This window comes from Fluviicola chungangensis, from assembly GCF_007558725.1.
Classification (GTDB): domain Bacteria; phylum Bacteroidota; class Bacteroidia; order Flavobacteriales_D; family Crocinitomicaceae; genus Fluviicola; species Fluviicola chungangensis.
In genome coordinates this window covers 455581-469270 of record NZ_VLPL01000002.1, presented here as the reverse complement: position 1 = coordinate 469270, position 13690 = coordinate 455581, and the positions used below count along the sequence as shown (strand labels likewise).

The 13690-nt window shown below is 43.0% G+C and carries 11 protein-coding genes; 10 read left to right on the top strand and 1 reads right to left on the bottom strand.

Annotated elements, in window-relative coordinates:
* The first annotated feature begins 217 nt into the window (after nucleotides 1-217).
* From FO442_RS05585 to amaB, 9 genes are all read left to right on the top strand, one after another.
* On the top strand, nucleotides 218-526 hold the full coding sequence (locus FO442_RS05585) for a nucleotidyltransferase family protein (protein WP_144332167.1): 309 nt from the start codon (nucleotides 218-220) through the stop codon (nucleotides 524-526).
* A complete protein-coding gene (locus FO442_RS19030; RefSeq protein ID WP_222101974.1) occupies nucleotides 516-767 on the top strand; it encodes a HepT-like ribonuclease domain-containing protein in 252 nt (83 codons plus the stop codon). The genes FO442_RS05585 and FO442_RS19030 overlap by 11 nt, the downstream gene beginning before the upstream one ends.
* Before the next feature lie 217 nt (nucleotides 768-984).
* Complete coding sequence (locus FO442_RS05575; RefSeq protein ID WP_144332166.1) at nucleotides 985-1941, top strand: NAD(P)-dependent alcohol dehydrogenase; 957 nt, start codon at nucleotides 985-987, stop codon at nucleotides 1939-1941.
* Between the two features lie 77 nt (nucleotides 1942-2018).
* Nucleotides 2019-2756 carry a hypothetical protein gene (locus FO442_RS05570; protein ID WP_144332165.1) on the top strand — a complete coding sequence of 246 codons (738 nt, stop codon included), beginning with the start codon at nucleotides 2019-2021 and terminating at the stop codon, nucleotides 2754-2756.
* A gap of 185 nt (nucleotides 2757-2941) precedes the next feature.
* Nucleotides 2942-4417 carry a hypothetical protein gene (locus FO442_RS05565; protein WP_144332164.1) on the top strand — a complete coding sequence of 492 codons (1476 nt, stop codon included), beginning with the start codon at nucleotides 2942-2944 and terminating at the stop codon, nucleotides 4415-4417.
* Between the two features lie 87 nt (nucleotides 4418-4504).
* Entirely contained in the window at nucleotides 4505-5437 is a 933-nt protein-coding gene (locus FO442_RS05560) for an SDR family oxidoreductase (RefSeq protein WP_144332163.1), read from the top strand.
* Between the two features lie 11 nt (nucleotides 5438-5448).
* Nucleotides 5449-6375, top strand: coding sequence for a helix-turn-helix domain-containing protein (locus FO442_RS05555; RefSeq protein ID WP_144332162.1), 927 nt, complete (start codon nucleotides 5449-5451; stop codon nucleotides 6373-6375).
* A 79-nt stretch (nucleotides 6376-6454) separates the two neighbouring features.
* Nucleotides 6455-10822: a T9SS type A sorting domain-containing protein gene (locus FO442_RS05550; RefSeq protein ID WP_144332161.1), complete on the top strand. Its 4368-nt coding sequence runs from the start codon at nucleotides 6455-6457 to the stop codon at nucleotides 10820-10822.
* Between the two features lie 82 nt (nucleotides 10823-10904).
* A complete protein-coding gene (gene amaB / locus FO442_RS05545; protein WP_144332160.1) occupies nucleotides 10905-12461 on the top strand; it encodes an L-piperidine-6-carboxylate dehydrogenase in 1557 nt (518 codons plus the stop codon).
* 196 nt (nucleotides 12462-12657) lie between these two features.
* Here the strand turns inward: amaB and FO442_RS05540 are convergent, their stop codons facing one another.
* A complete protein-coding gene (locus FO442_RS05540) occupies nucleotides 12658-12861 on the bottom strand; it encodes a YwbE family protein (RefSeq protein ID WP_144332159.1) in 204 nt (67 codons plus the stop codon).
* 80 nt (nucleotides 12862-12941) lie between these two features.
* Between FO442_RS05540 and FO442_RS05535 the strand changes: the two genes are divergently transcribed.
* Nucleotides 12942-13682 carry a YqjF family protein gene (locus FO442_RS05535; protein ID WP_144332158.1) on the top strand — a complete coding sequence of 247 codons (741 nt, stop codon included), beginning with the start codon at nucleotides 12942-12944 and terminating at the stop codon, nucleotides 13680-13682.
* The last annotated feature ends 8 nt before the right edge of the window (nucleotides 13683-13690 follow it).

Genomic DNA, 13690 nt, shown 5'->3' with positions numbered 1-13690 from the left:
CTCGCGACTTATTTTTCCTTCTGTAAATCAAGATTGCCATTATGGTCCCCAAAAGGATAAGTATCGAAAAGAGAATGGTTGTGCTGTTCACTAACATGAGAGACAAACTTAAGAAAACCATTCCCAAATCACGATCAACAGCATAAAAATCCTTTCAGCCAATTCCTTAATCTTCACCGAAAAAGGCTATCAAAAAAAGAACTATCTTTGAATTGCGATGATCAAGTTGATAGAAGACAGACTGAATGAAATAATTTCTCTTTGCAAAGTGCACCGGGTAAAGTCTATTGCTTTATTTGGTTCGGCTGCGAAAGATTCTATGCATGAAAACAGCGACATTGACTTCTTAGTGCAATTCTCTGATGAAATTGATGTACTTGATTATGCTGACAATTACTTTTCCTTTTTAGAAAAACTGGAAAATTTGATAGGCAAAAAAGTGGATCTTGTTTCCAAAAAATCACTCAAAAATCCTGTCTTGATTGAAGAAATTGATCGCTCTAAGGTAGACTTATATGCAGCCTAAAGTTTTAAAATATATCCTCGATATTCAAAGTGTCATTCAGGAAATTGAAACGATAAAAACCAAAACCAATAATAATTTCAATTCTTTTAAATCTGATATTATCCTACAGAGAGCTATTGAGCGGGATTTAGAAATTATCGGGGAAGCAATCCGAAAGATCCTTGAGATTGATCCGACGATTAAAATTACATCTGCGAAGAACATTATCGGACTGCGAAATATTATTTTCACATGCTTATGATTCTATTGAACCGGAAATGATATGGGGAATTATTCAGAACAATATTCCTTTATTGGCAGATGAAATAAATACTCTTAAAACCATCTAACAACCACCCGGCACCCGTATCCATTCTTTCATCACAACCCAAAAGCATCCACGGACGCAATCCACTAATTTCGTTTCCGGGTTTCGCGATTGCAGAAACCGTATCACGATTAACGAATCAGAAATGACTATGAAAGGGTATACAAAAACCAAATACGGAGGACCGGAGGTTCTTCAATTGAAAGAGGTCGAACTGCCTGCTCTAAAGGAAAATCAGGTATTGGTGCGGGTCATGGCTAATTCAGCCAATCCGGCCGACTGGCATATTTTACGGGGAAAACCCTACTTTGCACGCTTATCCTTCGGATTGTTCAAACCCAAAGACCTCATCCCAGGAACGGATTTTGCCGGGATCGTAGAAAAAACCGGAAGCCGGGTAACCCAGTTTAAGGTCGGCGATAACGTATTCGGAGAATCCCTGTCGGGCGGCGCATTTGCCGAATATGTCAGCGCGGATGAAACCATTTGTGCCAAAATGCCGGAGGGAACAACTTTCCGGGAAATGGCATGCATTCCAATTGCAGGGCTGACCGCCTTGCAGGCCCTTACCACTCACGGAAAATTGAGAAAGGGAGAAACCGTACTGATTAATGGCGCATCCGGAGGTGTGGGACATTTTGCCGTTCAGATCGCCAAAGCGTACGGTGCACATGTAACTGCTGTGTGCTCGGCTAAAAATAGTGACTTTGCCAAATCATTGGGCGCCGATCAGGTCATTGCCTACGATCAGGAAAATATTCACAAGCATTCCGAAAAATACGATTTGGTAGTAGACACCAACGGAAACTTATCCTTCGCCGATTACAAACGCATGGGCCGGCGCGGGGTCATGGTTGGTTTCACCACCATGGGGCACATGATGTCAGTGCTTCTGAAAAAAATGTTCAGCAAATTCCCCCTGATCCAGTTCACTGCCGAAGCGCATTCAAAAGACCTGGAAATCCTTGCCGCCCTGGTGCAGGATAAAAAGATTAGCTCCCGAATAGAAAAAGTGTTTCCCTACCGGGAACTTCCGCAGGCAATCGCTTACATCGAAGCCATGCGTACACAAGGAAAAGTAGCTGTGAGTTGGGAAAAGCAGCTTTAGAAACACCACTTTTTGTCATTCCGAACCAGAATTAATTACCTTTACCTTTCATTGCCCTTCATCACAAAACGGCCGAAATGAAAGAAGAAACGATAGCAACAACTGTGAAAACGCCGGTCGACAATCCAACTCCGGATATGCGAATAAAACCTGCCCATTTATTGCCGAGCCCGAAATCGCGGCTGGATTCTATGGAGGAAAAACCGCATCCGCTCAGCGATCAGGATATTCCATACCGCGATCTGACCAACGCGGAAACCAAGCGGACAAGCATCGAAAAACTGATCGAAAAACTGGATGTGAAACACAACCTGCGCTATCAGCGTACTGTTGATGACACTTATTGCAACGTGTACGCCTATGATTTTTGCTATTTCGCACAGGTGTATTTGCCTACCGTCTGGTGGACGGCCGAATCGCTCGAAAAAGTACTGGCCGGAGAAGAGGTCATCCCGGTTTTCGATCAAACGGTTGCACGCATCTACTCCAGCGCCATCCACGACTGGCTGTCGGAATGGGGACCAAGTTTCGGCTGGAAACAAATGACGGACCTGGATGAGATCCAACGGAAAGTAAACGAAGAAGGCGGAGTTGGGATCATTTGCGCCAAGCGGAAAATCAAAGGACTTTCGGGGCACATCGCTCCCATTGTTCCGGAAACTGCTGCTAAAAAAGCATACCGGGAAGACGGAGTAGTGATCTATCCTTTGCAGTCGCAAGCTGGAAAATTGAATTACAACTATTTCTCGAAAGCACGAAAAGACTGGTGGAACCATGAGCGGTACTCTTCCCATGTGTTCTTTTACCACGATTAGATTATTAAGTACGCTGATCCCGAATGGCCGGGACAAGTTGCACAGATAAAAGCGAGCCTACTCCCCGAAGTTTCGGAACGGGCGGTCTTGTTTGATGCATAAGAATGTTAATCCCGCAGATGCCATTAAAACTGCGAATCAGAGGTAGAGAAAACCACCTGACTCTCATAAAAGACAAAAACTAAATGAACACAAATCGGAAACAAAAATACTATTGGGGAATTGGATTAGAAAACGAAACCTACCTGCAATTCGAAGAATCAATGATTGTTTCCGGTGGATTCATACAAGAAAAAATTGGTTGTGAGCGCTACAGCATCGATTATAGAAAATGCTATAAATCAGGAATACTGGCATCAGTGCTGGAAAACGGATTGACCAAAGACCACAATTACCGGGTAAGCCGAATGATCAATAGCCATTCGCTGGATAAAATTGATTTAAACTACCAGCATAAAACGATCGCTTCGACCAATCCGGCGGCGGATAATCCGGAATATCTTGGAAAGTCTATTTTGGAGAATTTCCTGGAAACACAGCCTTACAATATTTGGAGCATGTTTACGCAGAAGACCAATCCGATGGGATCGGTGAATTTTGACGGCGATTCGATCGAATTTGTCACCAAATACTTTGAGAACAGGACTATTTCCGATGCTTGCGATGAGCTGGCGGCAACCAAAAAACTGTTTATTGATAAGTTGAACGAATCAGGTGTCCTGAACGGAACATTAAGTTTCCCGGATTACAACATCGGGCTCAACATGTTCATGTCAAACCAGGAAAACATCGTCCTGTTCAATAACGGGACTTACCATTTCCACATTACTTTACCCACCCTCACAGAAAACAGCCGTATTATAGATTACATTGATTTCGAAGCGAAACACGCCAATGCGATTTACCTGCTTCAGTGGTTCGAACCGCTTTTTATAGCAACGCTGGGCAGTCCGGACATCATGCAGGTCATCAGCAAGAAACACGGGTTAAACCACCAATTCGCCGGTGGTTCCATGCGCAATGCCATGTCGCGCTACACCGGTGTAGGAACCTTCAACAAAACAATGGCCAAAGGAAAAATCCTGACTTACCAGGTAGAAGAATTCCGGAAACTCCTAAAATTTCAGAAAGAAGAAAACATTTGGTGGCGCGATCGGGTTGAATCAGACTTTGGCTATGAATTACTCACAGACATCGGTTTGGATTTCAACCAGGAAAAAATGTACCAAAGCGGTTTCGAGTTTCGAAGTTTCGACGAATTCCCGGCCAGCTATTTACCCGAACTGCTTCATGCCATTATTACCATCTGCGAGCATTCCCTGAACGTTCCGGATGTGCCGTGGTGCCACGACAGCGTGGTCTGGAACAACCTGGTGTTCAAATCCCTCAAATACGGTTATCAAACAGAAATCACTTCGGAGGAAAAGCAGGAAGTCTTGGAAGTATTAAATCTTTCGGCACAGCAAACAGCATTTGATTCAATTACGAAGCTGGACGAATTTTTCTTCCGGATCATTGAAGTATTGCACGAGAAATACAAGGACAACAATACCTGCATCGACAACATGCTGGGTGACAAACCGAATACGGTTCCAAGGTGGGATAATTTCAATAAATTCCAGGTGGAACAGCATTTGAAGCAGTTGGAAGAGGTTAAATAATCCTTCATTTCAACTACAACAACCGCCATTTCGGCTACATCCGTTTTTTGATGGCATTGCACTTTTGCACTATCAAAAACTTTCAGTATGAACATTGTTCTAACAGGCTCATTGGGCAATATCAGCAAACCTCTTGCACAGGAATTGATTGCAAAAGGACATTCGGTAACTGTGATCAGCAGTAACTCTCAAAAAGAAAAAGACATCCATGCACTCGGAGCAACCGCTGCTATCGGGAAGCTGGAGGATCGTTCTTTTCTTACAAAAACCTTTACCGGCGCAGAAGCCGTTTATTGCATGATCCCGATGAATCTATCTGAAACCAACTTTCAAAACTACATGCACAACACAGCGAACAACTATGTGCAAGCGATCAAACAGGCAGGCATCAAACGGGTGGTAATACTAAGTGGCTGGTCTGCCGACCTGATCAAGGGTGAAAATATCGAGCACCTATTTATAGAGCAACTCGACGCGTCCATCACCATTATGCGCCCGGGAGCGTTTTACACCAATTTCTATTTTTCCATGGACCTGATCAAAGGAAAAGGATTCATCGGAAAGTATTTGACACTCCGCTATTCAGGGTTGATGGCGTTGTTTAAAGGCAGAACTGGTTTATTGATGGGGAATTACGGTGGAGAAGATAAAATTGTATTCGTTTCACCGAAAGACATTGCGACTGCAGTGGCGGAAGAATTGATCGAACTGCCTGTCGAACAGTTGAAAATACGTTATGTGGGGAGTGAAGAACTGACCTGCAACGAAGCCGCCAAAATAATTGGTACGGCGATTGGGAAACCCTGGTTGAGATGGGTACGCATTTCAGACAAACAAATGCTGCAGGGATTGAAAATGGCCAAAATGCCACAGGAACTGGCAGAAACGATGGTGGAAATGCAATCCGTGATGCACAGCGGGAAACCGCTTCAAAACTTTCACCGGAACAATCCCAAAATGGGAAAGGTAAAATTGGCTGATTTCGCCAAAGAATTTGCGGCAGTTTACAATCAAAAATAGTATTATTGGATATGGCGAATTCAACCCCCCAACGGATCAGATCAATCAGTGAGTTTCACCGGCACAGGGGCTTGCCCAAACCCGAGCATCCACTGATCAGTGTCATCAGTATGGACGATTTCACGGAAATGCCCGAGCTTAATCCCATGTATGCCGTTTTTGATTTCTATTTCATTGCAATGAAACGGATAAAAGGAGTGAAGTACAAATACGGACAACTGCATTATGATTTCGAAGATGAAGGCATACTCTTCTTTATGGCTCCCAACCAGGTGCTGAAACTGGAGATTCCCGAAAACGAAGTTCCCGAACAAGCCTCGGGCTGGATCCTGCTCATCCACCCTGATTTTATTTGGAACACTTCCCTGTCCAAATCCATTAAAAACTACGAATTCTTCGGTTACTCGGTCCGCGAAGCTTTATTCCTTTCGGAAAGAGAAGAAGGTACTTTAAATGGGATCATTCAACACATCCAACAGGAATACCATTCCAACATCGACAAGTTCAGCAAACAAATTATCATCACACACCTGGAAAATTTGTTGAGCTATTGCGAGCGTTATTACAATCGCCAGTTCATTACACGCGAAAAAGCGAATCACCAGGTATTGGAACAACTCGAGAAACTGCTGACCGGTTATTTCAATGACCCCGATCTGGCATCTACCGGTTTACCGACCGTACAATACATTGCTCAAAAACTAAATCTTTCACCAAGTTACCTTGGGAGTTTGCTTCGTGTTCACACCGGGCAAAACACCCAGCAGCACATCCACGAAAAACTGATCGAAAAAGCAAAAGAAAAACTCTCCACAACGAATCTTTCCATCAGTGAAATTGCTTACGAACTGGGTTTTGAGCATTCGCAGTCATTCAGCAAACTCTTTAAGACCAAGACCAAACTTTCTCCTTTGGAATTCAGGCAATCGTTTAACTAGATTTTACCAGGAAATCAAATGCTTTGATTTATAAATTAAGTGCTATCTTTGAAGTCTCAATCACCAAAGTCAAAAGTTCATGAAGTTTCTTAGCGTTGTTCTTGTCGTATTTTTAATAGGAAATAGTTATTCCCAGTGGAATCATCACACGCTTTTCACTCAACACTTAAACATCAATTGCATTGCCAAAGATCCCACCAATACTTTTTGTGTAGCAGGAGCTTTCAATCTTTTCAAAAACACGGGAAACCCCACTTCCTGGACACAGATTACCAACAATACAAATTCCTACTTCAGTCACAATTCGGTAATTGTCTATGATAATAACCACATTCTTTCAGTGGGCCGGTTATACAATCCTTCGAACGGAGGCATCATGTACACCTATGACGGCGGAGCAAACTGGACGACTGTTGACCTGGGAGTCATTGGATTTGAATTAACGGACGTTGCCCGGAACGGGAGCACATTGGTTGCAGTGGGAACCTGGGGAAAGATTTACCGGTCGACCAATGACGGTGTGAGTTGGGCCAATATTCCCTCAGGAACAACTACAGACCTTCATACGGTATGCTACAACCCAGCATTAAACCAATGGACTATCGGTGGTTTGAATAAAAAACTGACTTCATTCGATAACGGACTGACTTACACTTCAGCTACTGTAACCGGAGAAATTTTCGATATTAATTACGAAAACGGATTCCTGATCGAAACAACAAACATGGGATCCATGGGTGCACTGGGTTATCACTGCAAAATCGATAAAAAAACCGGTACCGGTACAACTCTGAACAGTTACATCGTTCCTTTTGCAGTGACTACTACTGATTTTCTGCCAGATGGAAACCTGATTACCGCAGGTACTAAATTTGCTGTTCTTTCTGCTTCATCCAATAACATCCTGGTTTCGAAAGATTCCATTCACAATTTAAGTGACGTTTCTCCTGAAACTGTGAATGAAATGGTATTCCTGAATTCAGTTGGTTATGCCGTAGGACCTGACGGTGCATTGGGTTACCGCAGTTTGCCCTTTACATCCAATTATTATGTGCCGGCAACGTTCCAACTTTCTCAATCCACCGGATGCGAGGGCGAACCATTCACAGCCATTGCAATCAATTCCAATTCGGACTCCTACAAATGGTACTATGATTCAACCCTGATTGGAACGGATGACACTTTGAATTATGCTTTTTCATCTATACCCGGTTCTCACACCATTAGTTTGGTCACGAGTTACCAGGGAATCCGGGACAGTATCACCAAATCTTCCTTCACGAATTACAATACATTCCTTACTCCTCTTTTCAATTTCAACCTTCCAGCTTCTGTTTGTTACGGAACAGATGCAAGCGGATATTTCCACAATACAACTCCATTCACGGTTGATACGATAACGATCAGAACCACCACCACCGTTCTTCATAACCTGATAACCCAGGTCCAGCAAAACGATGTTTACTATATCTCCCTGCCCAACTTAACGGCCGCTGATACGGTGTTCATTGAATACAAACAACACAATGCCTGCGATACGCAAGTTGCTGTTTTTACTTACCCTGTAGCGGTACAGGCACAAATGGCGAATGCATTCAGTGTCATTACTTCACAGCCAACCTACTGTTTCCCGACCGACAGCATTCAATTCCAATTGACAACCAGCGAGCCGGGTATTACCTATAGCATCAAAAACAACAATTACATTCCGGGATCAGCTTTCCCAACAACTACTACAATCAGTCCTTCAACTGTTTCCACGGTTGGTACTTCCACTTTTCAGCTACCAAACAACACGGTGTTTTACCCCGATTACGGAGCGGAAGTCTACAATTATTCGTATGGTATCAATTTCCAGTACACACATCCGGAATATATCAATAAAATTGCAGTAGAAGTAGCCTACAACGGTTGCCCGTCTCAAACGTATGAACTGGTGAGTTTTACAGTACAAAATCCTCATGCCATGTTCCACACTTCTTTCGGAACTCAGATCAACGACACCGTAGAAATCGTCAATGACCAGATCAATGCGGCCCAAACCTGGTCAAGCACCATAGGCAATGGTTTTTCCAGCCAGCTCACAGCAACAGCTCCGATTTTAGGTTCTTACCAATCTGGTGAAGAAGAAATTACCCTGATCAACCAAAGCAGCTATGGGTGCGCAGATACGATTACTCAAACACATACTTTCCTGGACCCTGTTGCCAGCAATACTTCCATTGTTCATTGCTTAGACGATGAATTCAAACGAATGATTGTTGTTGGTTCCCTGGTGGATAAAGACGACAACTTGTACGAATATGGTTATGAAGAGATTGTCTTTGGAATATACTCCACAGCAGTTGTTCGCAAAATCAGTTCAAACGGAACACTACTGTGGCAGAAAGTCTATCCATATACTACGTCTAATGCTATTAACCGATTTACAGCAGGAGCAATGGACAGTTTAGGAAATGGTTATTTTGCACGAGTAACAGATGTCTTTGCAGGAATATATGTCTTTGACTCGAACGGCAACCCTGTTGGCAGCCCTCCAACTATTAACAATGTAGCAGTCGATGAAATAATCATTGACAATTCCAAATTAATTTACAGTACCCGTTTAGGAGTTTATGTTTATAATATCACATATTCTCCGAATCCCGGGTTTTCTTTTGTGCAAAGTTTTCAAGCTATTCTTCCGGATGCTCCAGGTAACCGTTCTTTTCTAAAGCAAACCGGTCCGGACTCTTTTGCTTATATGGCCAATGTAACTACGAACAATATGCCCACAATGATTGGAACTGTGACCATGCCAACTAATGCCACCGGAACGTATTTATTCGGAGCAAACCTTTCATTGAGCTCCGGTTTTTCCAATCAAACCCAACTGGCTTATACCTCCTTAAGCAGTGTGTCTTTAATCCACGATTTTGCAGTGGATACGGCAAACAACCGCTACTTTTTGCTAAATGAATTCTGGTATCAATACCATGAATATCAAATCCTGAGTACTCCAATCACGTTGGGAAGTAACCCTTTTAATAGCTTCCTGGTAAAAACAGACGACCAGTTTAACCTGTTGTCTTTAACAGAAACCAACTTGCGAAAAGGAAAGATCGCATACTGGAAGAATAATCAATTCCTGTTATCAGGAATCAGTCATGACGGTTTAAAGCTGAAGCGTCCGAATAATTATCAAAGCTTAAGGAATTCCGTTTCTTCCGGCAAATCCGGTTTGGGTATTGCTGTTGTTAACACCGATTGTTCACTTGTGAATGGTATTAACTTCGGGCTGCGGTTCGATAATTTGAACCCTACAGTGAATGCGAATAACAATACTATTTACGTTTCCAACAGGAATTTTGACTGGAACATTCCCGACACGATTGTTCTGCCTTTCAATGGTGAGGTCATTTCTTATGACAGCTGTTTTGTATTGAAGCTGTCGACCAATCATTGTTTGACCAGCCAGGATATCTTCGGGATTTGCTCTTCGGATAGCATATTTTATTTGAACTATGTCAGCCAAGAGGATTCTTTAGCTTATACTATGCACACGAACGGAATTTCCAACATGGGATACTTCCCGATAGAGGACAACTTCATCGTGGTTACTGCACCAAATCCAAACAACGGATTCACCCTCGAATTGTTTGATCCGCAGTATCAATTACTCGATTCCTTTAATTACGTGGTTTACCAAACTTATTATCCCGATATTGATTCGTTGTTTTTACTTGAATGTCAGCCGGGTACAAATCTTTATTTTTCAGATCCGAACATTACCAACTACGAATGGAATTTCAATGGTGTAACCGCCGTCAATCAATCATTGTATGTAGCAACAGCTAGTTTGACGGTGAACGATACGGTAACCGGTTATCTGACTACGCGTGATTCCCAGGGATGCTTCGCTACACAGGAATTTGAGGTCATCAAATTGACAGAAGAGCCATTTGTTCCTAACTTCCCTGCTTCAATGGACCTTTTGTGCGGTTATCCGCTACAATTGTATGCTGATTCGAATCAATTCCAGAATATAACTTGGAATCTTTTGGGAACAGATTACACCAGCAACCCGTTGTTTGTTCCTGCTAATACGATTACTACAAACGGGATGTTTAACGTATACATCAGCGGAGAGGATATGCAAGGCTGTCCGTTCACAGACCAGATCCTGGTGGATGCCTGCTCAGACTTGTCACTATCCGAAAATGTTCTTGAAATCAGTATTTATCCGAATCCGGCCAACGATTATTTCGTGGTTGACCTGGCAAATAATTATGCAGAAATTGACCTTCAATTATGCGATCTCAATGGAAAAGTGCTTTTGGTACAACATGCTGAAAACACCCATTCCGTGAATGTTTCAACCGAAAGTCTTGCCCGCGGATATTACATACTTACCGGAAAACTTAGTTCGGGTGTTTCTATTACGCCGATCTCCATCCTGAAAGATTGATCTGTAAGTGAAAAGCTTAACATAAGTTACGAACTATTAGTCGGTAAAATTGTGTAATTTTGCACAAACTAATCGAATAGGAATGTCAGCAACAGCAACAGATCTTGGAATACAAGAAACATTAAAAACATTGGGGATTGAAGCGGTAAACCGTGGAGCTTCCACAGGAGGATATTGGTTTAACACGCGTGGAACTCAAATCGATTCAGTTTCGCCGGTTGACGGAAAAGTGATCGCATCTGTTGCTTCGGCAACGGAGGCAGAGTACGAAGCAATCGTATTGAAAGCGCAAGAAGCATTTAAATATTGGAGAATGGTTCCTGCACCGAAACGTGGAGAAGTTATTCGTCAGTTAGCAGAGAAAATCCGTGAGAAAAAACAAGCTTTAGGTGAATTGGTTTCTTATGAAATGGGGAAATCACTTCAAGAAGGTTTGGGTGAAGTTCAGGAGATGATCGACATCTGTGATTTCGCAGTTGGACTTTCCCGTCAGCTATACGGTTTGACCATGCACTCTGAGCGCGCAGGACATAGAATGTACGAACAGTACCACCCGCTGGGAATTGTAGGAATTATTTCTGCGTTCAACTTCCCGGTTGCAGTTTGGAATTGGAACACTGCTTTAGCTTGGGTTTGTGGAGACGTTTGTATTTGGAAACCATCCGAAAAAACACCGTTGACTGCTATCGCTTGTCAAAAATTGACACAAGAAGTTTTCGAAGCAAACGGAGTTCCTGAAGGAGTTTCTTGTTTGTTGATCGGAGACGCTGAAATAGGAAAATTAATGTCAAACGATACACGTGTTCCATTGATTTCTGCAACAGGATCTACTCGCATGGGTAAATTGGTTGGTGAAGCAGTTGGAAAACGTTTGGGCCGTCACTTATTGGAATTAGGAGGAAACAACGCGGTGATCATTACTGAAAGTGCAGATTTGAAAATTGTTGTTCCGGGAGCTGTATTCGGTGCAGTAGGAACAGCCGGTCAACGTTGTACTTCTACTCGTCGTTTGATCATTCACGAATCTGTTTACGATAAAGTAAGAGATGCCTTGGTAAATGCTTACGGACAATTGCGTATCGGAAATCCTTTGGATCAGAATAACCACGTAGGTCCGCTAATCGATAAAGATGCGGTAAAAGCTTACCAGAATGCATTGGTTCAGGTGGTGGAAGAAGGTGGAAAAATCCTGGTTGAAGGCGGAGTTCTTTCCGGAGAAGGATATGAAAGCGGATGCTACGTGAAACCGGCAATTGCAGAGGCTCAAAACAGCTTTAAAATTGTTCAGCACGAAACGTTTGCACCGGTATTGTACCTGATGAAATATTCCGGTGGTGTAGAGAATGCAATTGCACTCCAAAACGGAGTTCCTCAGGGATTGTCTTCTGCAATTATGACCAACAACCTGAAAGAAGCGGAAGCGTTCTTGTCCCAGGCTGGTTCCGACTGTGGAATTGCAAACGTGAATATCGGTACTTCAGGTGCTGAGATCGGCGGAGCTTTCGGTGGTGAAAAAGAAACCGGTGGCGGACGTGAGTCAGGATCGGATGCATGGAAAGTATACATGCGCCGCCAGACAAACACAATCAATTACACCGATTCGTTGCCATTGGCACAGGGAATCAAGTTTGATTTGTAAAATCATTTTCATTCAAAATACGAGGGGTGCGATTAATCGCACCCTTTTTTCTTTACCACAGATTCATGCGAGCCTACCGGACTCGCCAAGTTCTACACTAAAAATGAAAAAGAAGCGACCGGTAGGCGCTTCCAAATATCAATGCATCAGTGGTAAAAATGGGAATGGGCATCATATGCTATCTAGCGGATCATACTTAATCCACTTCACTGTCCAGAATTTCCGTAACCCTTCCAACCAATTTATCAACCGTCATGATCTTAATCCCGTGCGGATGGGAAGGCGCACTCGTAAGAATCGATTTTACAATTCCTTCGGTTAATTCTCCGCTTGCCTGGTGTTTCTTTTGAACAAAGAGAACAAGCATTCCAGGTTTAATATCTTTTCGCAATGGTTTCATGGTTTAAAATTACGCAGAATCCGGTCAATCATCAGCACTATTTCCTATTTTTGACTGTAAGCAATGTAAGAATTAAATCCATGAACAAAACCGCCAAAGAGCGCCTGTTCCAATCTGTCTCCCACAGACCCTGGCCAATCCCAACCAAAAGCTGGAGCTATTACCAGGAGTGGAATCATGCCTTGTTTCTTCATTGGAAAGTGGAACCGGGGTTATTGGAACCCTTCATTCCAAAGGGACTTGAATTGGATACATATGAAGGCGAAGCATGGATCTCGCTCGTAGCATTCACCATGGAAAAGATCCGGCCGAAAAATCTGCCCGCTTTTTCACCTGTTTCCAACTTTCACGAGATCAATATCCGAACGTATGTTACTCACAACAACAAGCCGGGTGTTTACTTTTTGAATATCGAAGCACAGAAGCTGGTTTCGGCGAAACTTTCCAAACTGCTTTCGGGATTACCTTATGAAAAAGCAAAGATGATCCGGATTCAGAAAAACATATTCCAGGAATATACTTCCAACCTAAAGAAAAAAGGGTTCCGGTTCTCTGCCAAATACACTGTTTCGAATAAGCCGGTGCCAAAAACAGAACTGGACCTGTGGCTTACCGAACGTTACTGTCTTTACCTGGATCGCGGACTCAAAACCTACATGTATGAAATCCATCACCTTCCATGGGAATTACTGGAAGTCGAAATGAATGAAATTCAAACAACCTATCGGTTTGGAGAAATAGACCTGAAGAATAAGCCTGATCGGGTGCATTATTCCCCCGGGGTAAAGGTTCTTGCCTGGAAGAAGGAAAAACTACTTTAGAATGGTAT

Excerpts from the sequence above, each read along its gene's own strand:
- FO442_RS05585 (WP_144332167.1), top strand. The coding sequence starts at position 218 with ATGATCAAGTTGATAGAAGACAGACTGAATGAAATAATTTCTCTTTGC.
- FO442_RS19030 (WP_222101974.1), top strand. The coding sequence starts at position 516 with ATGCAGCCTAAAGTTTTAAAATATATCCTCGATATTCAAAGTGTCATT.
- FO442_RS05575 (WP_144332166.1), top strand. The coding sequence starts at position 985 with ATGAAAGGGTATACAAAAACCAAATACGGAGGACCGGAGGTTCTTCAA.
- FO442_RS05570 (WP_144332165.1), top strand. The coding sequence starts at position 2,019 with ATGAAAGAAGAAACGATAGCAACAACTGTGAAAACGCCGGTCGACAAT.
- FO442_RS05565 (WP_144332164.1), top strand. The coding sequence starts at position 2,942 with ATGAACACAAATCGGAAACAAAAATACTATTGGGGAATTGGATTAGAA.
- FO442_RS05560 (WP_144332163.1), top strand. The coding sequence starts at position 4,505 with ATGAACATTGTTCTAACAGGCTCATTGGGCAATATCAGCAAACCTCTT.
- FO442_RS05555 (WP_144332162.1), top strand. The coding sequence starts at position 5,449 with ATGGCGAATTCAACCCCCCAACGGATCAGATCAATCAGTGAGTTTCAC.
- FO442_RS05550 (WP_144332161.1), top strand. The coding sequence starts at position 6,455 with ATGAAGTTTCTTAGCGTTGTTCTTGTCGTATTTTTAATAGGAAATAGT.
- amaB (WP_144332160.1), top strand. The coding sequence starts at position 10,905 with ATGTCAGCAACAGCAACAGATCTTGGAATACAAGAAACATTAAAAACA.
- FO442_RS05540 (WP_144332159.1), bottom strand. The coding sequence starts at position 12,861 with ATGAAACCATTGCGAAAAGATATTAAACCTGGAATGCTTGTTCTCTTT.
- FO442_RS05535 (WP_144332158.1), top strand. The coding sequence starts at position 12,942 with ATGAACAAAACCGCCAAAGAGCGCCTGTTCCAATCTGTCTCCCACAGA.